Consider the following 16,513-nt stretch of genomic DNA (forward strand, 5'->3'; position numbering starts at 1 on the left):
GGGCATGAGGGATAACGTCTACAAATTCCGCACCCTCAAATGGGGTGATCCGAAGAAGTTCAAGGTGCTCGCAGAAGACCTTGAGCCGAAACGGCGGCCAATTGCGTTCATCGCCTTGGTCATGGTCGCTGCGATTGCGGCCTTCGGGGCCGCCTACCTCTATTTCTAAGCCGCTTCCTGCTTCCGCTTCTTGGCTTCCCTCTGCCGCCGGCGCTCGTTGCGCCGATCAGACCAGGAGAAGTCCGCCGGATCGTTTGAGAAGTAGCTGGTGAACGCCTCGTCTGAGGCCCATGACGTGACGCCTCTTTCCTCAGCGCGCTCGTCTTCGATGTTGGGCTCAATATGCCCGTTTTCCGGGGGAACAGGGAACCCCTCGAAATCGGCGTTATTGCAATTCTGCACACTCCTGCGAGTAAGATGTGCAAGAATTGACGAAAGAGCGCGAATTTTCCGCGCCCTTCCTGTCTTCGGCGTGATGTTCTGAGCGGCGCACCAGTCCTTGAAGAACAGCCGCTTGTGGTCGGCCATGCAACGCACCCAGGCGGCGAGCGCGGCTCTGTTGGCCTCGTTGTCGACCAGAGCATACCAGCCCTGCGCCTCCTCGGCCTCCGAGATGTCTCGCGCCGTGTATTCAGCTTTCTCGAAGAACTCCCGCCGATAGAGCGCATGGGCGTCCTCATCCTCACGGAGAAGACGGCAGGCGTTGGCCAGAGGATCGCGGCTGCGGCGCTCCCCTCGCCTGTGGCCCCAGTTCCTCATGTCGTCGTCGGAATGGACGTAGGGGAGCTGCTGGGCGCGCAGCGGGGCCGGTCCCACGCGGTTGCCCACGTTCTCGATCTCCGCCGCCCTGATGAGGCGCTCTGCGATCTCTTCGATGTTCATGTCATCCTCCGACGATCATCCAGCATGTCGAGTTGATCCGCGTATGGGCCGAAGCGGCGGAACAGGCGCTCATAGACCATACCGCCGAGAGCGAAGCGCGTCGGGACAACGCTCCTCAGCTCCTGCGCAACGAACTGCAGTTCACCGCCGGGGATCATGTCCCATGTCTCAAGCCATGCGCTTGCGTCACGCTCAATGATGCCCTGACACCGCCTCACCATGTCCGAGACCATCCAGAAGCCGCTCTCATCCATCAAAAGCAGGTTGTTGCCGGCTTCCCTGATCGTGGTCAGCACCAGTCTTACATGGGCCTCTCCAAATTTGCGGTAGATCCGATCCAGCGTCACCACTGCTCGCGTTTCTCCCACTTCGGGATAACGATGGCCATCGATGACTTTGATGCCGAATTCATCGCAAAGGCGTTGGATATGAGCTGGGATGGTTGTCACAGGCCCATCTCCTCTAGAAACGCGTCGAGACCTTCGGGCTTCTCAGGTGCAAGGAACAGTGGCTTGATCTCCCTGTCCCAATGCCTGCTGAGTTGCCATGAGAGCCGCGTCACGATGTTGTGCATCTTCACGATCTTCATCTCATCGCTGGTGCGCGTGATGCGTCGCTCCCACTTCCTGATCTCGCGCCACAGCCGTCGATGTTCTCTGCGCACGCCCTCCGGCAATGACCGGATGCACTTGCCGCAGATCATTTCTCCGGGGAACTCATCCGCCGGGCCTGTGCGCCGGCAACGCGGGTTGATGCAGGGAGTGCGATCGCTCACGCCTTGACCACCTCCACCGGGCGTTTGCCGGCGCGATGAATGGTGCCAGCGCGCCATTCGTGCTCGGCCTTGGCTCTCGCGCTGACGTAATTGCCATTCATGTAGGAGGCCAATGCCTGGAATGCCGCTTCACGTGCATCTCTTGCGCTCTGGAACCGTCTCGTCTCGCCGTTTTTCATCACTGGCTTGTAATCGCCGTGCTCACCGGCTCTGAATTCACCGATCCATGTGTAGCCGTCATGTCTGGCGCGGGCGTCGAAAACGTTCATTCTGCGGCCTCCCTGTACTGCTTCCGACGCATCGCTCTCAGATATGGCGGCGGGTTCCGCTCAATCTCGGCCTGCGCCTCATGATGAGCTCTCCGCCATTGCTCCTCCACTTCCGGCAGTGGCCGGCGCGCGAGAATGTCGGGAACTGGAACACCCCAGCGATAGGCTAGGTCACACATGGCCTTGAAGCTGGGGATTGCCGCTGCGAGCTCGTCAAGGGCCTGCGGGCCAGCCTTCTGCGCAGCACTGAACAGAGGCATTTTCAGACGCATGCGAGCGCGCGCCATCTCATCCATGGAGACGCGTGGCGGGATCTGCCTCTGTGGCGGTATCCGTGTCGGTACAGACGTGGTCCGGACGATCCGCGCCAGTTCGGGCGGCGTCGGGACGAACCGCATATTGATGCCTTCCACCTCGCCGCGCAGGAACCTGCTGATGCCGGCCTTGATCGCGTCTAGGCTGACACCGCGCAGCGCCTCGATGTATGCGGCCGCAACGTTCTCTCCATTGCTGCCACGCTGGAATGGGAGGGCATCGAATAAGAGTTGCAGGGCTCCTGCGAGCTCCGCCTGTGAGGCTGGGCGTATATCAGTCATTGTCCGCCCTTCTCAAAAGGTCGTACACGGCAACCATGACGCGCTCTGTGTCGGGATGGCCCATCTGCAGATTGTAGGTTTCCGATGGACGACGCTTGTAGATTGCAGCCGCAATCATCGCCCCAGCCACGACGATAGAGAAGGCATCAGGGGCCTTCATTGCCAGCCAGACCATGGCTAACCCGCCGTAAACCGTGCTTATCATGGCGACCAGACCAGCGACCGCCGTTACGCCCTTTTGGACGCTGTCCACCCACTTCCTTTTTCCCATCATTGCCGATACGTCCCGTTCGCAATCGCGCCGAACACGTCGCTGGGGCTCTGCTGCACCACACGGGGCGTCCGGTCCCTCACCCATGATGCCTGGAAACCCTGCCAGCACCGCTCAATCATGATCTCTGCCGCCTCGTTCGCGTCCCCCCATTCGGACAGGCGCTTTGCAAGCAGCTTTGCCGCGAACGGCGTCAGCTTCTTCCTGATCGTCACCGCCCGATGCTCGACCACTGCTTTCGCGTGATCCTCGTCAAGCACCGTCATCAGGTTCTGAAGAATCTCGTTCACGCTGCAATCTCCTTGATCTCAATTCTGACGTTGCCGCCCTTCACCGGTTCGGAAATCACTGGCGGCATTGTGCGGAACATCCGGTCATCAACTCCAAGCGCATCGGCTATGCCGTCGCGGTAGGCCTTGATCGACGCCATGAGGTTGTCGTCGTCGTACCGGTATCGGGCTGGCGGCGAGAACGTGGCCTGAAAGGACAGAGCGTCAGCGGTGATCGGGCCGAATTTCCTCGCAGGCGCCGATGCAACATCCTTCGCCTCTTGTCTGGCCTTCTTCACCGATGCGGCTTTCACCATGCGATGAGGTCTTCCGTTCGGGCTGAGGTTCTTGCTGGGCCATGGAAGGTCGAGAATGAGTGCCATCACGCAGCCTCCGTTTGATAATCTTCGGGGCGTTCAAGCCGTTTCCGGCATGGCGGGATCCACTGGAACCGAGTATCCGTTTCACCATCGATCCAGACCAGCCAACAATAGGCTGTTGCCGTTGAACCTTTCGGCTCCAGCCGACCTTTGACCATGACGACGCGCTCAGTGAATTGCGCGATGATGGATGGTGGATTGACCGAAAACAGGCCGTTGAACCGTCCCACGCCTTCCAGAAAGGCGCTGCGCACGATCATCGCGAACCCGTGCCGTGCGATCTGCGAAGACCGATCAATGAACTGCTGGGCCAGCCGGAACGGCGGATTGGTGATGATCCAATCGACCTTCCTGACATCGCCCGGGAAAAGGAAATCGTGGATCACATGCCCTGTGCCATAGTCGTGGACATCGGATGCCACCACTTCTCGGAAGAACTCGCCAAGGGGCCGCTCCATATGACCGCGATTGCAAGCTGGCTCCCAGCACGATTGATCCGACACAGGACCGATCACCGGCATAATGACGTGTTTCAGGAGCGCTCGCGTTGCCCATGGTGGTGTCGGGAAATCGTCAAGACTATCGTGCGGCTCTGAGCGCTGCTGCATGACTGCGGAGGACGTATTCTGCGCCATCACTCCCCTCCCCACATAGCCGCGCCAAGGATGAGAATGCCCGCAATGGCGATGGTCCAGTTGATGATCATGAAACGGGTGCGCTCGGTCATGCTGCGGCCCTCGCCTTGCTCAGGCTCTCTTCCTTCTCTGCCAGAAAGGCCGGTGAGAACCGGAGGAAGCCATTTCGATCACGCTTGAAGAGACCATCTTCCAGCCCGTGGATCGCAGCCCAGACGGATTGTTCATTTCGGGACCACATGCCGACAAACTTGCCCTGCTGTGCTTCCGTCACTCTGACACTTTCGCTCCGCAGAAACGCTGCACTTCGGTCTTGCGGCTCCGCGCATTCGAACTCTGCCAAGACGCAGCGGGCGTTCTTGATCGAGAGACCGCCGTAGTCCATGTGGAAGCGGAGCCCATTCAGCACGGCGCTCTTGTCGGTGAAGTTCCGGGTTTCGAGCATTGCGTGAAAATGCTCATCCGTGAGCAGATCGATCGCATGCCAGAAAGGGCCGATATCCCGGTTGCGCCCGAACTCATCGAGTGGCTGCCAGACCGGCCGTGTCCCGGTCGCATCCTCAATCGCGTCAAGCTCAGGGTAGCCCTCGAAGTCAGGATGACGCAGCCAGAGCTTGCTCTGACCGTCTGTCTGCCGCCCTCTGTCAACGAACTCGATGGGAAAGTTGAAGAGCCTCGAAGGAAGCTTGCCGAACGAGACCTGAATGGCGCGGTTAAGGCCCAGAAGATATTCGTTGTGGGCCAACCCCGCATCAACCAGCCGAGCAATCAACGGATCAGGCGGCAGCGGTGCGGGCTTCGGCTCTGCGAACATGTCAAGCTGTTGCATTCGTCTCTGACCTATATCGGTGTGCGCCGATAGCCGCGGCGCGGTTCATTCATCTTCGATGGCAAGCTCTGGGCAGACCCATTCAGCCCAATCAGCCGCTGTGTCGCGGAACCACCTCGCGATCTCCAACCTTCGCTCGAACGACAGCCATCTGAACAAGACGGGCGGTCTCTTCGCGGAATCCCGCATGCTCTTTCCTCGCTTCGATAACCGCGCGCATCTCCTCGATCTCGCGGTGATCTATCCTGCTTGCTTCTCGATTGAAGACGGCTCGGACACGCCGTCTGGTCCACGCACTGTTACGCTTACTCAGCGCCGAATAGGCTCGTTCCAGCATGGTCTTGACCGGCTCGCGGATACCGCGCTTTCCGATCACCTCGTCCATGAGGTCCGCAGCCAGGTCAGCGTCACACATCGGACGATCTCCCTTGGCTGAAAATTCCAAGCTCTTGGCTCGTTTTTCCAAGTTCATGGGTGGCTCCATCGCTAAGTTTGTCAGCGTTGGAGCAGCGGGTTTCATCCTGCCTCCATGGGGCGAACGGCCCCTTGAAATCGAAAGCAGGAATGAAAGAGGTGAAGGATGCGCACTCGACGGAATCGCCAAACTCAGACGGATGCGCGTCAGCTTGATCTTTTCGAAGGTGAGCGGGGGTCATTTGCGCCCCCGCTGAAACGGGCTCATGGCAATGGCGGCTGCAACCGCCAGAGGCCAGACAACGCAAACTGCCCATTCACGGAGGCCCGTGGGCGCTTCCCGTTGTACGGCAGCAATCGCGCCTATGACGCCCAGCCCGTATAGGATGATGGCGAGGATCGTCATGCGGACTGCTCCGCAAAAGGGACATCAGCGTTTCTCAGAACGCGCTCAACCTCATGGGGAGCACAGGGCTTGCCCGTCACGCAACGGATGGTCCTCGCGATCTGGTTGGGCGTCTGACCTCGCCGCGCAGCTGCGAGCATCAGGTCGGTATCGGCCACGGTCCATTTGAGGTTCAAATGCCATGCGGTGTCGCCCTCGACATAATTGTGCGCCGGCCGGTCTTGGACAGTTCGATTTTCCAATCTGTCATCGAGAGGGCGCGTGATGCCGGCCGGCTGGCCCTTGGATACAGTCTCGCACCCGAAGATCGTGCTGGAAGCCGAAGCCCCGCCACACCCAAGGGAGTCAGTGAATTCGTTGGCGGCGCGCAGCGATTTGCGGTGATGGGTAACGCCTTCAGCGTCCCGGCCTCTGACGGGAATTCCGGTCCCGTCAGATTTTTGCGCCCGCAGAGCATCGCTGCTTGGTGTGCCCGGTATGCCGCCGGATACCGTGGGAGAGTGCGGGCCGGGGAAATCCGTCTCTTCGCGAATGGGTGCCGAGGGGGCGTCATGGGGGGACCGGGTAGCCCCCTCGGCGTTAGCCGCGCGGAGGGGAAAAGCGCGGCGTTCTTGTGTCTGGTGGGAGGTCATGCGGCGCTCTCCGCATTTGCGGACACACCAGATGAACCTTCAATATGGAGCCGGACCAACGTGTCACAATCGAGCGAAACACCGACCTGCATCGCAGCCTCGATCAATGCCGGCCAGTATTTGACCGGGATAGAACCGCGCCGACGCATCTCGGAAGCGGCGGACGGCTTCACATTGACCGCCTTGGCGAGCGCTCCGCTCCCACCCAGCTTGATAATGATGTCTTCTAGCGTTTCCATGTCGCCAATATCAACATCTTTCATGTCGATATGTCAACATGATTTATGTTGAGTGTTCTGCGAGTGTCACCAACATGGAATCTATGGGTGATCGACTTCGCGCAGCCCGCGTGGCTGCAAAATTCACTTCGGCGACAAAAGCTGCCGATGCACTTGGTGTTGCTGCCTCAACCTACCGTGCTCATGAGAACGGCCAAAACGAGTATGGCCCGGAAGAAGCCGAGCGATATGCTCGGAAATTTGCAACTACAGCTGCATACCTTCTGACTGGAAGCGGGGCTAAAGAGCGCCCTTCCCTCGTCACTAGCTTTGATCCTGACGGCGACTCAAACGGCAACGGCTACAACCACGAGCATTGGTCACCGTCATTCCCCGGAGCACTCCCTGAGATCGACGTGAAGCTCGGGGCCGGCGAAGGCTCCATTGGTGAAATGATCAACCTTCGTGTTGGCGACGACACATTTGCCGGACACAAAGTCTTAGCTGAATGGCTTATGGCCGAAGACTTCGTGAAGCATGAGGCAAAAGCATCACCGCGCAACACGGTCATCATGGAAGTGATTGGGGATTCCATGGTGCCAACTTACCAACCTGGCGACCGTGTGATGGTCGATATGGTGCAAACGCGTATGTTGGCAGACACCGTCTATGCGATTAGCGATGGAACCAGTGAGCCCCAGATCAAGCGGCTACAGCGCGTTCCGTTCTCTGATCCGGTTCGAGTGAAGATCATCTCGGACAATCCGGCGCTGGAGACCTTTGAGGTGGATCTGGACAGGCTCACGATTATTGGCCGCGTTTGCGGTCATATTGCGAAAAGGTAATGGGGGATTCATGCGGGGGAAAATTGCAGCGGTCGCGCTGATGGGGGCGCTGGCCGGGTGCCAGTATAGCGCTGAGCCACTGCCTGTTGCAGCATACAATGTCTATTCATCGTACGGCGAGAAGCTGCCGGGGAAATACCTTCTCTACGTTTCATCATCGAAGCTAAAAAAGGAAATCAAGCCCAGCGACTTAAACTGCGCTGCACACACATTCCCGCTGGATGTAGGCTCTGGCTTCACAGGCTCTGTAAGAAAAACACTGGCAACACTCGTAGATGAGCTTGAAGTCGTAGACGCACCCGTTGACCGCGACTTGCTAAAGTCTCGCGGGGCGCGAGGCATGATTATTGTACGCGGCGAAGATCTGAATGGTCGGCTTCGAGTTGTGCCAGGCTTCTGGGTCAACGGGATCGAAACCGAAGTTGAGATGGCCGCATCGATCACCGTAGACGGCCGAGGCGGGAGGCTCTTGGGGGCGACCGTTGGAGGTGATGGCACAGCGCAATCTGATGCCGGAGGGTTTTGCGAAGGTGGTGCCAAGTCTCTCACGATGGCGGCAGAAGACGCCATGAAGGAGGCTGTCGGCCGTCTCGGCGAGGCCCTTACAAACTCCGAGCGTGTGCGCGGGGGAGTTTAGAAATCACCTTGGCGCGTGATGGGTTTTTCCACGCGCCAAGACGGCATACGAGCCACCAAGCTGAAGGCATAGAGGGGGCTCATGCAGGGGAAAAGCCATGACTGACAAGCTCGCCGATGAACTGCTGAAAGCAGCCGACACGCTGCACGACTACACGCCTGTCGAGATACAGGTGCTGCTGCGGCGGGCAGCTCTCCGCCTTCAAGGCAAGCTTGTCAAAGCCGGTGACCTCACCCTGATTTCAGAGGTGGCCGATCTGGCGGATGAATTCGCGAAGGCCAACGACATGAGCCGGGATGAAGCCGTCAACTCGATTATTCTGGATTGGGGCATCGGCGCCGGCCTGATCGAGATCGATGATCTGGATGAGGAAGACGAATAGGGGGAGCGTCGTGGATCGCAAGAAGCCAAAGCAAGAGCAGAGGGAGATGAACTGGCTCCTGCTCTTCATGTCCGTCGTGATCGCCGCAGCCTTCGTCTGGGTGGTATATGAGGTTTTCCATCTGGCGCTAGCACCAGCAGGGGAATAGGGAGGAGAGATGGGGGCTCTTGTAGATGGTGACGATGGTTTGCCAGTCGAGGAAGTTGGGCCATGGGCAAAAGATAAAATCGCGTCACTTTGCCGATATATCTCGATTTCGCGTGCCGTGCGTTCTCGATGGATAGGAGCAGGCAAGGCAGGAGCCACGTATATTGATTTGTTCTGCGGGCCAGGGCGCGCAAAAGTTCGACGCACCGGGGAGTTTATCGACGGAAGCTGCGTAGCTGCATGGAAAGAAAGCGTTCGCACCAAGACGCCGTTCAGTTCGGTATTCATAGCAGATGCCGACCGCGAGCGACTTGAGTGCGCAAAATTTCGATTGAAACGCCTTGGAGCTCCAGTGGAAGCTTATCACGGCGATGCCGCCACCACTGTTAAGGCGATCAGGGCAAAGCTAGACCCTTATGGTCTACATTTCGCGTTCCTAGACCCTTACAGTCTGGGGGCTTTTGACTTTTCAGTCGTTGAAGCGCTGTCGAAGCGCAAGCGCATCGACATGCTCGTCCATGTCAGCAAAATGGATCTCCAGCGAAACACTTGGCTCAATGTAAAGGCGCAAGAGTCAGCCTTCGACAAATTTGTACCGGGATGGCGTTCGGTCGTGGACCTTAACCAACCATTCGCAGCGATCCGCCGCGACGTTTTCGGACTTTGGAAATCAAAGGTATCTGAACTTGGAATGGCTGCATCAACGGATATGCAACTCATAACGGGCAGCCGCGGCCAGCACCTCTATTGGCTCACGCTGGCCGCAAGGCACGAACTCGCACTTGCGTTCTGGAAGACCGCTACTGACGACGGACAGGGCAGCTTGTTTTAGAGTGATGCCGGCATCTCGTCGTATGTTCGACCATTGAGAATGCGTCCGGTCGCTTTCTTGTTTTTTCCGCCCCATTGCTTGAAGAAAAAGGCTGTACCTGCCGCTCTGCACATGCGTTCGATTTCATCTACCCACGCAGAATCCATCAGCCTGGCCTTGGGACCACTTTCACCGCCGACAATCGCCCAATGAATGTCTCGGAGTTCTGCACCCGCTACTGATCCGATAAGCGGCTCGAAAGAAATGAAGCGAACAACTGCCGGCACCTGCCGCATTTCATCAATGCGATGAAGGACGTGGCCATCCTCAACGCTCGTGCCGAGCCAGACATTCGGGAGCCGCGGCAAATCCGGTACGATGTCAATCATCCGATCCGGACGCTTGGTCAATATTTGGTACGTGTGCTGCGGTGTAGAGGCCATGACCCTCCAGACATCCGCAATGAAATCTGCTGGGACGTCGCTATGGAATAGATCCGACATCGAATTTACAAAAACGCGTCTCGGTCTCGACCATTTCAATGGGACACCGAGTGACTTTCTGTCCAGGGTTATTTTCCCGGTCCACTTGGCGCGACCGCCACTCTTTCGCGTGAGGCCATGATACTTGTCGACACCCATCGCCTCCAAGCGAGCTGCCATCCGCATGGCGTAGCAGTTCATGCAACCCGCAGTGAGGATCGTGCACCCAGCAACAGGGTTCCACGTGGCATCGGTCCATTCAATCGACGTATCAGCCATATGACATTCTCCTTCACCTTCATGGTAAATATGTGGTGGTGAAATTCGGGTAAATGCGCACTGCTCCAGCGCCCTTCCCTTCTACGTTTGAGAGGTAGATACACCTCCCCCCTTTCAAGACGGTCCTTCACCACCACGCTCGGCGGCTCTCCATCTAGAACCGGCAGCCATATGTCGGGCCGGTGAACACCATCAAGTCTCGATATCCGCAGGTGCCTTTGATTTACCGGGGCCATCCGGTCTCCACCCCACATCCCGTACTTGGCTGGTCAGGCCGGGAACTCTGTGGTCGCCACTCAAGCGGCGGTGGTGCTTCGATCCCTGCGTTTACTCCTCAAGCCATGCTCAAGCCATTCGGACGGCGTCTACCCGTCGAGACAATCCGGTTCAGCCTGGGAACCGGAAACCGCTTGGTTTCATGGGCCGGGTGATCGACAGACAGCGGGACAAACCATCGAAAGACCGCCGCTACATGCGCTCCATCCACTCCATCTTGGCGGGAACATCCGAGCAGACCCAAGATATTGCGAATCTCTGCACCTCCGAGCGGCGGTGACGGTTGCATAATTACTTTTTATCATGAATAACCATCGCGATAAATATACCTACTCGAAGCCCCGGTCGGATCACCCCGCCGGGGCTTTTCTTTTCGCGCCACCGCTGCGCCAAGTCAACATCATTCATGTCATTCAACATTATTTATGTTGACATGTTTTATGTTGAATGCAAGATTCCTCTCAACACACCGAGCACGAAGAAGCGCACCCCGCGCCGATCTGCCGGACACGATGGAGAGGAAGAGAACGATGCAGCTCCAGCTTGATGAACTTGGTCTGATCCCCGCGAGCTACCCGAAGACGTTCTACCGCGTTGAGGATTGGCGCACCGGTCGCAGGGTTGCGGATTACTCGACAGAAGCCGAGGCGGTTGAGGTCTCATACGCCAGCGCCCACGGCGGTCGCTTCGATCACAAGGTATCCACCATGCACATAGCGGGCGTGTGATGAGCGCGCCCCTCAAGCCGGTCGCGGACGAATATCTGCGCGAAACCCACGTCATCAAGCCGGGCGACCGTCTTCATCGCCTCATCTCCCGCTTGGCAGACACCTACTTCGACGACCTTACCGATGAGCGCATCGAAATGCTTGAGAGGCAGGCCGATGAATGGCGTTGGATGCACTCAGACGCAACTCAATTTGGAGCCGCCTAAGCGCTCCGGTCCGGGGCGTCCGCGCCCCATCCCCGAACGCTTATCCACTCCCCCGGGAACATGGAGCACGAGATCATGAGCCGATACGACTACTGCCATACGATCCATGACGAGAAGCTTGGAATTGGCGTCGTCTACGACCTGGAATGCGAGGTTGAGCTTTCCGTCGAACTGGATGCGGGCGTCCCTATGGTGTCGGTGGATGCCGTCTACGTGGGCGGAAAGAACCTGTTCCACGGCTCCGCTCTGACGAAATCCATTGCCGCCGAGATTGCGAACGCAGCCGAGAACGATGAGGCCTTGCAGGCGCTCGCTGTTGCCGATGAGGGCTTCATCTACCGCGGCCTCGGCGGGAACGATCCTGACGGCCGGTTTGTGAGGGCGCTGTGATGCCCTCCTTCGAATTCTCCCGCCAGCGAGCCGACTTATTGCACGAGGAGTCCAAGGCGCTACGCCGCGCCCTCGTGCTGATCGACGCCGGCGAACTCTCCCACGCAGAAGCGCAGATCAGAGCCGCGAACGACTTTCGGGCAGCGATCAATGCGCTTGCACCCAACCAACAGGGAAGGAGCGCAGCATGATGGACAACCGCCTTTCAGAAATGGACCGCCACCTCTGCGCGGCTCTTAGGTCAATAACCGACCTCACTCGCATGCTTGAGGCTGTTCGCTACCAGTCTGGCCTCGGAAAGCAGCAATGGAAGCGTGTCGAACGCGCCCGGAAGATTGAGGAAGCAGCGGAGCAGTTTCTTGCCTCGCTCTCCGAAGCCGAGGGCCAGCCCAATGCTTAGCGCCCTCCTCCCATTCCCCGAACACCCCACGGCCCGCGCTCTGGCTCTGATCGTCATCAGCGCCCTGCTCGTCGGGTTCTTTGAAACGCCAGCATAGGAAATCCCCATGGATACCGTCATGAACGCGGGCGAAGTCGCCCAGGTCGCAATCATCGAACGCTGGGGCTGGTGGCAAGGCGCGTGCGCCGATCCGTCCAAGATTGGAACGGAAGAACTGCCGATCCACCCCGGCGAGTATCAGCTCGGATACTACCGCACCCGCCGCAAGAATGGCCCTTGGGAGCCTGTCGGGATTTATCCGGACGAGAATGGCATCGTTGTTGGGTTCCGCAACGGTCGGCAGGTTGAGGATCTGGTCGATCTGTTCCTTTGGTCCTGCCGCAACCCGATCAGCTACGAGGCCTACGTCAAAGCGGACGCAGGCGAAGGATTCGATGATGAGCCACCGGCACCGGCTATCGGTGACAACAGCGGCGCGTCTGATCCATTCGAAGCCCTGAAGCTCGAGCTCGCTGGTGAAGTCGAGCAGTTAACCGACTTCATGCGCAAGCCAGTGGAGACACAGGCCGACGCAGACCGGTGCGGCATCTGGGCAAAGCGATGCTCAGACCTTGCCAAACGCATCAACTCGCTGCGCGAAACCGTCAAGGCCCCGCACCTCGCCAAATGCCGTGAGATCGATGGCGAGTTCAAGCCTGTTGAGGCAAAGGCAAAGGAATGGGCTACCAAGGCGAAGCGCCATGTCGAGCCATTCCTGATCGCTGAGAAGCGCAAGCGCGACGAAGAAGCCCGAAAGGCCCGCGAAGAGGCCGAGAGGAAGCGCCAAGAGGCAATGAAGGTCCAGAACGAGGAAGCGAAAGCAATCGCGCTCAAAGCCGCACAGGACGCCGAGAAGGCTGCGGAAGCACCAAAGGCCAGTGCAGGTCGAACAGGTGCGCGTGTGTCCATCCGCGTCGAGAAGCGTGGCGAGATCGTTGATCAGGACGCGTTCTATCAAGCGGTTCGGGACCGGTCGGAGATCACCGACTTGCTGCAGTCGCTGGCGAACCGAGCCGCCAAGTCTGGCTTTGACTTGCCAGGCATGAAGATCGTTGAAATCGAGAAGGCTGTTTGACCATGAACGCAATCGTTCAGCACGACCCCGAGCGCCTGCCCTCACTGCAATCAGGGGGCGCTGTCAAAGCCATCGTCCCGCAGGACTTTGATGGTGCTTGGCGGATTGCGCTCGCCGTCTGCAAGGCCGGCATGGCTCCGAAGGGGCTCGAGACACCAGAAAAGGCCATGGTCGCAATCATGCATGGCATGGAAGTCGGCATGACGCCGATGGCCTCTCTGCAGTCAATCGCCGTGGTCAACGGCCGCCCGACGATATGGGGTGACGGTGCAATCGGTCTCGTTCGCGGTTCTGGCAAACTCGAATGGATCAAAGAGAAGCTAACCGGCGACGGCGAGAACATGGCCGCGTCCTGCGAAGTCAAGCGCAAGGGCGAGGCCGATCCGACCAAGGCCACATTCTCGGTCGCCGATGCCAAGAAGGCCAACCTCTGGGGCAAGCAAGGGCCGTGGCAGCAATACCCGAAGCGGATGCTCGCAATGCGCGCCCGTGCCTTTGCGCTGCGCGACGCCTTTGCTGACGTGCTGCGCGGCCTTGGCATCGCCGAGGAAGTGCAGGACACGCCACAGGAGCGTCCGCAGGCTCCGAAACCTCCCGCGCCTCCGGCCCCGCCGACGCAGAAGATCGAGCGTCAGGAAGCCATCGACGCCGAGACAGGCGAAGTCGTTGATGACCGCCAGATCGTACGCGAAACCGGCGAGGATATCGGTGCGGTGATGGCCGACGGTGAATTCGACGCTGCCGCCTTCTTCGATGAGCTCGAGACCAACCTGGCCGGCGCGATGGATGAGGCGACCGTCGAAGAAGTCTGGTCCGAGATGGACGCCGAAGCGCAATTCGACGGCGACGACATCAATCTGCAGATCGCAGTGAAGATCAAGGAACGCCGCCTCTCCCAAATCGGGGGCAACAATGGCTAAGCAGGACCACCCGACCCTTGAATTCGTGGTTGAGCGCGGAAGACTTTCGCCAGCCGATCCGTATGTCGCCGAGGTGCTGGACACCTATCGCAACGGCGACAAGCTCACTGTCACTCTCAACCAAAAACGGAGCCTGCCCCTTCTGAAGAAATATTGGGTGGTGCTGCGCGACGTGGTGGAGAACGCCAAAACGCCTTGGGAAAGCGCCAACGAAGCGTCAGACGCGCTCAAACTGGCGCTCGGCGTGACGGACATTTCCAAGACCATCAAAGGGCAATGGTTCATACGCCCCGGCTCGATCTCGTTCGCATCGATGGATGAAGGCGAATTTCGCCCGTTCTTCGAGAAGGCCATGGCAGCCTTGTCCGAGGTCACGGGCATCGATCCCGACGCGCTGCGAAAGCGCTACGACCACATTCCAGAACACAGTTCACCGGCAGAAAGCCCCTCCGGTGACGGCAGCGGGGCGCTCGTCGCCACAAATTCAGATCGCTCCGCTGCCGAGAACTCACCCGCCACGGCGGACGAGGCCGGCTCGCAAGACATGGGAGAGAGCGAAGGCGAGCCGGCTTCCGTCGATCCGGATTGGCTTAAGACGTTCGCCAAAGCGATCATCGGCGCCATCGGTGAGGATGAGGTTGTCGTCGTCAATCAGTCCAAGGGGCTCTTTGTCGAAGGCCTGAGCGACGAGGTTCGTGCCAAGGCAAAGTCGATAACAAATTACGCGCGCGCCTGCTGCCGGAATGAAATCGAGCTTGATGACTGCCGAGCGACGATTGCCGGCGTTGTCGGGTGCGAGGAGAAGGATCTGGCGGCATGACTGATCGTCCCATCCTATTCAGCGCCCCAATGATCCGCGCCTTGCTTGAGGGCAGGAAGACGCAGACGCGGCGGGTGTTCAAGGGAATTGAAGCCGATGGCAACGGCACCTTCCATGTCTTCAACCGGCATGGCGGCTTGATCGGTGTGAGCGAGGCCGATGTTCCCACCGAAGCGCCCGACTATGTGCCGTACGCAGTCGGTGACCGCCTTTGGGTGCGTGAGACATGGAAGCCGATCCCGAAGTCTCGCCCGGGCGGCTACTTTGTTCCCGGCACCCCCTTCTACGGTCTGGACACTTTCTATCGAGCAGATGGTAACTGCCCGCTGTGGGCGAACGGCCCTTGGAAGCCTTCAATCTTCATGCCGCGCTCGGCGTCTCGCCTCACCCTGATCGTCACAGACGTGCGGGTGGAGCGGTTGCAAGAGATCACTAACGAGGACTGCATCGCCGAAGGCATCCCTGTTCATCCGAACGAGAACGCCCCGCGCGTTGGCCCAGCGCAGAGCGTCTCCGCCCGTCGGCATGGCCTGATTTCTCATTACGGCGCGGAATACCGACAGCTCTGGGACAGCCTCAATGCCAATCCGCGCCCCCGTTACGGCGATGACGGCAAGGTTACCCACTACGAGAGCTTCCCATGGGGCGGCGAAAGCGTGACGGAAACCTACCGAGGGAAGCCGCATCACATTCATGCCAATCCCTGGGTGGCAGCCCTCACCTTCGAAGTCATCCATCAGAACATTGATGCAATTGGAGAAGCGGCATGACCATCTCAGCCGACACCCTTGCCGAGGTTGCGCGCTCATTTCCGAAGGGCAGCCGTGGCGCTCGGGCAATTGCCAGAAAGACGCTCGACCTGCGCACCGATGAGCTTCGCCTCGACGTGATGTGCCTCGAACTGGCGCGTCTGGTTGAAGCGGAGATCGCGGAGCATCAACGGAGGGCGCGGTGATGGCAAGGCCGAGATTGGGTGAGAGCCCCACCGAAAGGATGAACTTGGTCATCACAGCGGATGAAATCAAAGCCGTTGACGATTGGCGCTTTGAGAACCGGGTTCCTACCCGCTCCGAAGCCATCCGGCGCTTGATCGAGATCGCTCTGAAATCGGAGGGCAACTGATGGCAGTCCCCATGATCGACAACCCGCTCGGCGGTAGAAGCCTGCCCGAGTGGATCGGCTCCAGCCCTGACGCAAGGGTGCCCCAGTACGTCAAGGATCGCGTTTTCATCCGCGCCAAGGGCCGTTGCCATATCTCAGGCCGGAAGATCGCCGCAGGTGAGCCGTGGGAGGTCGAGCACGTCAAACCGCTTTCCATGGGCGGCGAGCATCGGGAAAGCAATCTGATGCCTGCCCTTGTCCAAGAGCACAAGGCAAAGACGGCCGAGGAGGCCGGCGACCGCGCCAAGGCTGACCGCATCCGCAGGAAGCACAACGGAACGTGGCCTCGCTCCAAGGCGAAGATCGCCGGGCGTGGGTTCCAGAAGACGCGAGGATGAC

Annotated in this window: 32 protein-coding genes; 17 read left to right on the forward strand and 15 right to left on the reverse strand. The window is 59.1% G+C overall.

Annotated features, from left to right (window positions below; translation table 11 throughout):
* The first annotated feature begins 4 nt into the window (after positions 1 to 4).
* A complete protein-coding gene (locus AC4PTT_RS12910; RefSeq protein WP_492161345.1) occupies positions 5 to 169 on the forward strand; it encodes a hypothetical protein in 165 nt (54 codons plus the stop codon).
* On the opposite strand, the gene AC4PTT_RS12915 is transcribed toward AC4PTT_RS12910, so the two are convergent.
* From AC4PTT_RS12915 to AC4PTT_RS12980, 14 genes are all read right to left on the reverse strand, one after another.
* Positions 166 to 882: a hypothetical protein gene (locus AC4PTT_RS12915; RefSeq protein ID WP_492161346.1), complete on the reverse strand. Its 717-nt coding sequence runs from the start codon at positions 880 to 882 to the stop codon at positions 166 to 168. The two genes, AC4PTT_RS12910 and AC4PTT_RS12915, sit on opposite strands and share 4 nt — an antisense overlap.
* The gene (locus AC4PTT_RS12920; RefSeq protein WP_492161347.1) at positions 879 to 1,331 is read right to left on the reverse strand and encodes a hypothetical protein; all 453 of its coding nucleotides are present in this window, start codon (positions 1,329 to 1,331) and stop codon (positions 879 to 881) included. The genes AC4PTT_RS12915 and AC4PTT_RS12920 overlap by 4 nt, the downstream gene beginning before the upstream one ends.
* Positions 1,328 to 1,657: a hypothetical protein gene (locus AC4PTT_RS12925; RefSeq protein WP_492161348.1), complete on the reverse strand. Its 330-nt coding sequence runs from the start codon at positions 1,655 to 1,657 to the stop codon at positions 1,328 to 1,330. The genes AC4PTT_RS12920 and AC4PTT_RS12925 overlap by 4 nt, the downstream gene beginning before the upstream one ends.
* Positions 1,654 to 1,926 carry a hypothetical protein gene (locus AC4PTT_RS12930; RefSeq protein WP_492161349.1) on the reverse strand — a complete coding sequence of 91 codons (273 nt, stop codon included), beginning with the start codon at positions 1,924 to 1,926 and terminating at the stop codon, positions 1,654 to 1,656. The genes AC4PTT_RS12925 and AC4PTT_RS12930 overlap by 4 nt, the downstream gene beginning before the upstream one ends.
* Positions 1,923 to 2,522, reverse strand: a complete 600-nt coding sequence (locus AC4PTT_RS12935) for a hypothetical protein (protein WP_492161350.1) — start codon at positions 2,520 to 2,522, stop codon at positions 1,923 to 1,925. Before AC4PTT_RS12935 ends, AC4PTT_RS12930 begins: the two co-directional genes overlap by 4 nt.
* Entirely contained in the window at positions 2,515 to 2,775 is a 261-nt protein-coding gene (locus AC4PTT_RS12940; RefSeq protein WP_492161351.1) for a hypothetical protein, read from the reverse strand. The genes AC4PTT_RS12935 and AC4PTT_RS12940 overlap by 8 nt, the downstream gene beginning before the upstream one ends.
* Before the next feature lie 17 nt (positions 2,776 to 2,792).
* Positions 2,793 to 3,083, reverse strand: a complete 291-nt coding sequence (locus tag AC4PTT_RS12945) for a phage replication initiator YdaU family protein (protein WP_206549352.1) — start codon at positions 3,081 to 3,083, stop codon at positions 2,793 to 2,795.
* Positions 3,080 to 3,445, reverse strand: coding sequence for an endonuclease (locus AC4PTT_RS12950; protein ID WP_492161352.1), 366 nt, complete (start codon positions 3,443 to 3,445; stop codon positions 3,080 to 3,082). The genes AC4PTT_RS12945 and AC4PTT_RS12950 overlap by 4 nt, the downstream gene beginning before the upstream one ends.
* A complete protein-coding gene (locus AC4PTT_RS12955) occupies positions 3,445 to 4,077 on the reverse strand; it encodes a methyltransferase (RefSeq protein ID WP_492161353.1) in 633 nt (210 codons plus the stop codon). The genes AC4PTT_RS12950 and AC4PTT_RS12955 overlap by 1 nt, the downstream gene beginning before the upstream one ends.
* Positions 4,078 to 4,165: 88 nt before the next feature.
* Positions 4,166 to 4,891, reverse strand: a complete 726-nt coding sequence (locus tag AC4PTT_RS12960) for a hypothetical protein (protein WP_492161354.1) — start codon at positions 4,889 to 4,891, stop codon at positions 4,166 to 4,168.
* Positions 4,892 to 4,997: 106 nt separating this feature from the next.
* Positions 4,998 to 5,378 (reverse strand): hypothetical protein, encoded by a 381-nt coding sequence (locus AC4PTT_RS12965; RefSeq protein ID WP_492161355.1) that lies wholly within the window; start codon positions 5,376 to 5,378, stop codon positions 4,998 to 5,000.
* A 180-nt stretch (positions 5,379 to 5,558) separates the two neighbouring features.
* Positions 5,559 to 5,726: a hypothetical protein gene (locus tag AC4PTT_RS12970; protein WP_492161356.1), complete on the reverse strand. Its 168-nt coding sequence runs from the start codon at positions 5,724 to 5,726 to the stop codon at positions 5,559 to 5,561.
* Complete coding sequence (locus AC4PTT_RS12975; protein ID WP_492161357.1) at positions 5,723 to 6,358, reverse strand: hypothetical protein; 636 nt, start codon at positions 6,356 to 6,358, stop codon at positions 5,723 to 5,725. The genes AC4PTT_RS12970 and AC4PTT_RS12975 overlap by 4 nt, the downstream gene beginning before the upstream one ends.
* Positions 6,355 to 6,621 carry a carph-isopro domain-containing protein gene (locus AC4PTT_RS12980; RefSeq protein WP_492161358.1) on the reverse strand — a complete coding sequence of 89 codons (267 nt, stop codon included), beginning with the start codon at positions 6,619 to 6,621 and terminating at the stop codon, positions 6,355 to 6,357. The genes AC4PTT_RS12975 and AC4PTT_RS12980 overlap by 4 nt, the downstream gene beginning before the upstream one ends.
* A gap of 14 nt (positions 6,622 to 6,635) precedes the next feature.
* On the opposite strand from AC4PTT_RS12980, the gene AC4PTT_RS12985 reads away from it, so the two are divergent.
* The 5 genes from AC4PTT_RS12985 (at position 6,636) to AC4PTT_RS13005 (ending at position 9,419) form a co-directional block, all read left to right on the forward strand.
* A complete protein-coding gene (locus AC4PTT_RS12985; protein ID WP_492161359.1) occupies positions 6,636 to 7,421 on the forward strand; it encodes an XRE family transcriptional regulator in 786 nt (261 codons plus the stop codon).
* A 10-nt stretch (positions 7,422 to 7,431) separates the two neighbouring features.
* The gene (locus AC4PTT_RS12990) at positions 7,432 to 8,058 is read left to right on the forward strand and encodes a hypothetical protein (protein WP_492161360.1); all 627 of its coding nucleotides are present in this window, start codon (positions 7,432 to 7,434) and stop codon (positions 8,056 to 8,058) included.
* A 97-nt stretch (positions 8,059 to 8,155) separates the two neighbouring features.
* Positions 8,156 to 8,440, forward strand: coding sequence for a hypothetical protein (locus AC4PTT_RS12995; RefSeq protein WP_492161361.1), 285 nt, complete (start codon positions 8,156 to 8,158; stop codon positions 8,438 to 8,440).
* 10 nt (positions 8,441 to 8,450) lie between these two features.
* Positions 8,451 to 8,588 (forward strand): hypothetical protein, encoded by a 138-nt coding sequence (locus tag AC4PTT_RS13000; RefSeq protein ID WP_492161362.1) that lies wholly within the window; start codon positions 8,451 to 8,453, stop codon positions 8,586 to 8,588.
* Between the two features lie 9 nt (positions 8,589 to 8,597).
* Positions 8,598 to 9,419, forward strand: a complete 822-nt coding sequence (locus AC4PTT_RS13005; RefSeq protein ID WP_492161363.1) for a three-Cys-motif partner protein TcmP — start codon at positions 8,598 to 8,600, stop codon at positions 9,417 to 9,419.
* Here AC4PTT_RS13005 and AC4PTT_RS13010 read toward each other — a convergent pair.
* Positions 9,416 to 10,159 (reverse strand): DUF5131 family protein, encoded by a 744-nt coding sequence (locus AC4PTT_RS13010; protein ID WP_492161364.1) that lies wholly within the window; start codon positions 10,157 to 10,159, stop codon positions 9,416 to 9,418. The genes AC4PTT_RS13005 and AC4PTT_RS13010 overlap by 4 nt on opposite strands.
* An 806-nt stretch (positions 10,160 to 10,965) precedes the next feature.
* Here AC4PTT_RS13010 and AC4PTT_RS13015 point away from each other — a divergent pair.
* The 11 genes from AC4PTT_RS13015 (at position 10,966) to AC4PTT_RS13065 (ending at position 16,512) form a co-directional block, all read left to right on the forward strand.
* Complete coding sequence (locus tag AC4PTT_RS13015) at positions 10,966 to 11,163, forward strand: hypothetical protein (protein ID WP_492161365.1); 198 nt, start codon at positions 10,966 to 10,968, stop codon at positions 11,161 to 11,163.
* The gene (locus AC4PTT_RS13020; protein WP_492161366.1) at positions 11,163 to 11,369 is read left to right on the forward strand and encodes a hypothetical protein; all 207 of its coding nucleotides are present in this window, start codon (positions 11,163 to 11,165) and stop codon (positions 11,367 to 11,369) included. Before AC4PTT_RS13015 ends, AC4PTT_RS13020 begins: the two co-directional genes overlap by 1 nt.
* A gap of 75 nt (positions 11,370 to 11,444) precedes the next feature.
* A complete protein-coding gene (locus tag AC4PTT_RS13025; RefSeq protein ID WP_492161367.1) occupies positions 11,445 to 11,759 on the forward strand; it encodes a hypothetical protein in 315 nt (104 codons plus the stop codon).
* Entirely contained in the window at positions 11,759 to 11,950 is a 192-nt protein-coding gene (locus AC4PTT_RS13030; RefSeq protein ID WP_206554886.1) for a hypothetical protein, read from the forward strand. The genes AC4PTT_RS13025 and AC4PTT_RS13030 overlap by 1 nt, the downstream gene beginning before the upstream one ends.
* Positions 11,947 to 12,159, forward strand: a complete 213-nt coding sequence (locus tag AC4PTT_RS13035; protein WP_492161368.1) for a hypothetical protein — start codon at positions 11,947 to 11,949, stop codon at positions 12,157 to 12,159. The genes AC4PTT_RS13030 and AC4PTT_RS13035 overlap by 4 nt, the downstream gene beginning before the upstream one ends.
* A gap of 106 nt (positions 12,160 to 12,265) precedes the next feature.
* On the forward strand, positions 12,266 to 13,273 hold the full coding sequence (locus AC4PTT_RS13040) for a hypothetical protein (RefSeq protein ID WP_492161369.1): 1,008 nt from the start codon (positions 12,266 to 12,268) through the stop codon (positions 13,271 to 13,273).
* A gap of 2 nt (positions 13,274 to 13,275) precedes the next feature.
* Positions 13,276 to 14,193 (forward strand): recombinase RecT, encoded by a 918-nt coding sequence (locus AC4PTT_RS13045; protein WP_492161370.1) that lies wholly within the window; start codon positions 13,276 to 13,278, stop codon positions 14,191 to 14,193.
* A complete protein-coding gene (locus AC4PTT_RS13050) occupies positions 14,186 to 15,013 on the forward strand; it encodes a hypothetical protein (protein WP_492161371.1) in 828 nt (275 codons plus the stop codon). The genes AC4PTT_RS13045 and AC4PTT_RS13050 overlap by 8 nt, the downstream gene beginning before the upstream one ends.
* Complete coding sequence (locus AC4PTT_RS13055) at positions 15,010 to 15,783, forward strand: hypothetical protein (RefSeq protein WP_492161372.1); 774 nt, start codon at positions 15,010 to 15,012, stop codon at positions 15,781 to 15,783. The genes AC4PTT_RS13050 and AC4PTT_RS13055 overlap by 4 nt, the downstream gene beginning before the upstream one ends.
* On the forward strand, positions 15,780 to 15,968 hold the full coding sequence (locus tag AC4PTT_RS13060; RefSeq protein ID WP_206549095.1) for a hypothetical protein: 189 nt from the start codon (positions 15,780 to 15,782) through the stop codon (positions 15,966 to 15,968). Before AC4PTT_RS13055 ends, AC4PTT_RS13060 begins: the two co-directional genes overlap by 4 nt.
* Before the next feature lie 178 nt (positions 15,969 to 16,146).
* On the forward strand, positions 16,147 to 16,512 hold the full coding sequence (locus tag AC4PTT_RS13065) for an HNH endonuclease (RefSeq protein WP_492161373.1): 366 nt from the start codon (positions 16,147 to 16,149) through the stop codon (positions 16,510 to 16,512).
* The last annotated feature ends 1 nt before the right edge of the window (position 16,513 follow it).

Source organism: Nitratireductor sp. WH36-1, from assembly GCF_058725515.1.

Coding starts and splice junctions, on each gene's coding strand:
- AC4PTT_RS13045 (WP_492161370.1), top strand. CDS start 13,276: ATGAACGCAATCGTTCAGCACGACCCCGAGCGCCTGCCCTCACTGCAA.
- AC4PTT_RS13065 (WP_492161373.1), top strand. CDS start 16,147: ATGATCGACAACCCGCTCGGCGGTAGAAGCCTGCCCGAGTGGATCGGC.
- AC4PTT_RS12955 (WP_492161353.1), bottom strand. CDS start 4,077: ATGGCGCAGAATACGTCCTCCGCAGTCATGCAGCAGCGCTCAGAGCCG.
- AC4PTT_RS13055 (WP_492161372.1), top strand. CDS start 15,010: ATGACTGATCGTCCCATCCTATTCAGCGCCCCAATGATCCGCGCCTTG.
- AC4PTT_RS13040 (WP_492161369.1), top strand. CDS start 12,266: ATGGATACCGTCATGAACGCGGGCGAAGTCGCCCAGGTCGCAATCATC.
- AC4PTT_RS12910 (WP_492161345.1), top strand. CDS start 5: ATGAGGGATAACGTCTACAAATTCCGCACCCTCAAATGGGGTGATCCG.
- AC4PTT_RS12965 (WP_492161355.1), bottom strand. CDS start 5,378: ATGAACTTGGAAAAACGAGCCAAGAGCTTGGAATTTTCAGCCAAGGGA.
- AC4PTT_RS12960 (WP_492161354.1), bottom strand. CDS start 4,891: ATGTTCGCAGAGCCGAAGCCCGCACCGCTGCCGCCTGATCCGTTGATT.
- AC4PTT_RS13050 (WP_492161371.1), top strand. CDS start 14,186: ATGGCTAAGCAGGACCACCCGACCCTTGAATTCGTGGTTGAGCGCGGA.
- AC4PTT_RS12975 (WP_492161357.1), bottom strand. CDS start 6,358: ATGACCTCCCACCAGACACAAGAACGCCGCGCTTTTCCCCTCCGCGCG.
- AC4PTT_RS13035 (WP_492161368.1), top strand. CDS start 11,947: ATGATGGACAACCGCCTTTCAGAAATGGACCGCCACCTCTGCGCGGCT.
- AC4PTT_RS12990 (WP_492161360.1), top strand. CDS start 7,432: ATGCGGGGGAAAATTGCAGCGGTCGCGCTGATGGGGGCGCTGGCCGGG.
- AC4PTT_RS13030 (WP_206554886.1), top strand. CDS start 11,759: ATGCCCTCCTTCGAATTCTCCCGCCAGCGAGCCGACTTATTGCACGAG.
- AC4PTT_RS13005 (WP_492161363.1), top strand. CDS start 8,598: ATGGGGGCTCTTGTAGATGGTGACGATGGTTTGCCAGTCGAGGAAGTT.
- AC4PTT_RS13025 (WP_492161367.1), top strand. CDS start 11,445: ATGAGCCGATACGACTACTGCCATACGATCCATGACGAGAAGCTTGGA.
- AC4PTT_RS12985 (WP_492161359.1), top strand. CDS start 6,636: ATGATTTATGTTGAGTGTTCTGCGAGTGTCACCAACATGGAATCTATG.
- AC4PTT_RS13010 (WP_492161364.1), bottom strand. CDS start 10,159: ATGGCTGATACGTCGATTGAATGGACCGATGCCACGTGGAACCCTGTT.
- AC4PTT_RS13060 (WP_206549095.1), top strand. CDS start 15,780: ATGACCATCTCAGCCGACACCCTTGCCGAGGTTGCGCGCTCATTTCCG.
- AC4PTT_RS12980 (WP_492161358.1), bottom strand. CDS start 6,621: ATGAAAGATGTTGATATTGGCGACATGGAAACGCTAGAAGACATCATT.
- AC4PTT_RS12935 (WP_492161350.1), bottom strand. CDS start 2,522: ATGACTGATATACGCCCAGCCTCACAGGCGGAGCTCGCAGGAGCCCTG.
- AC4PTT_RS12930 (WP_492161349.1), bottom strand. CDS start 1,926: ATGAACGTTTTCGACGCCCGCGCCAGACATGACGGCTACACATGGATC.
- AC4PTT_RS12950 (WP_492161352.1), bottom strand. CDS start 3,445: ATGGCACTCATTCTCGACCTTCCATGGCCCAGCAAGAACCTCAGCCCG.
- AC4PTT_RS12970 (WP_492161356.1), bottom strand. CDS start 5,726: ATGACGATCCTCGCCATCATCCTATACGGGCTGGGCGTCATAGGCGCG.
- AC4PTT_RS13015 (WP_492161365.1), top strand. CDS start 10,966: ATGCAGCTCCAGCTTGATGAACTTGGTCTGATCCCCGCGAGCTACCCG.
- AC4PTT_RS13020 (WP_492161366.1), top strand. CDS start 11,163: ATGAGCGCGCCCCTCAAGCCGGTCGCGGACGAATATCTGCGCGAAACC.
- AC4PTT_RS12995 (WP_492161361.1), top strand. CDS start 8,156: ATGACTGACAAGCTCGCCGATGAACTGCTGAAAGCAGCCGACACGCTG.
- AC4PTT_RS12915 (WP_492161346.1), bottom strand. CDS start 882: ATGAACATCGAAGAGATCGCAGAGCGCCTCATCAGGGCGGCGGAGATC.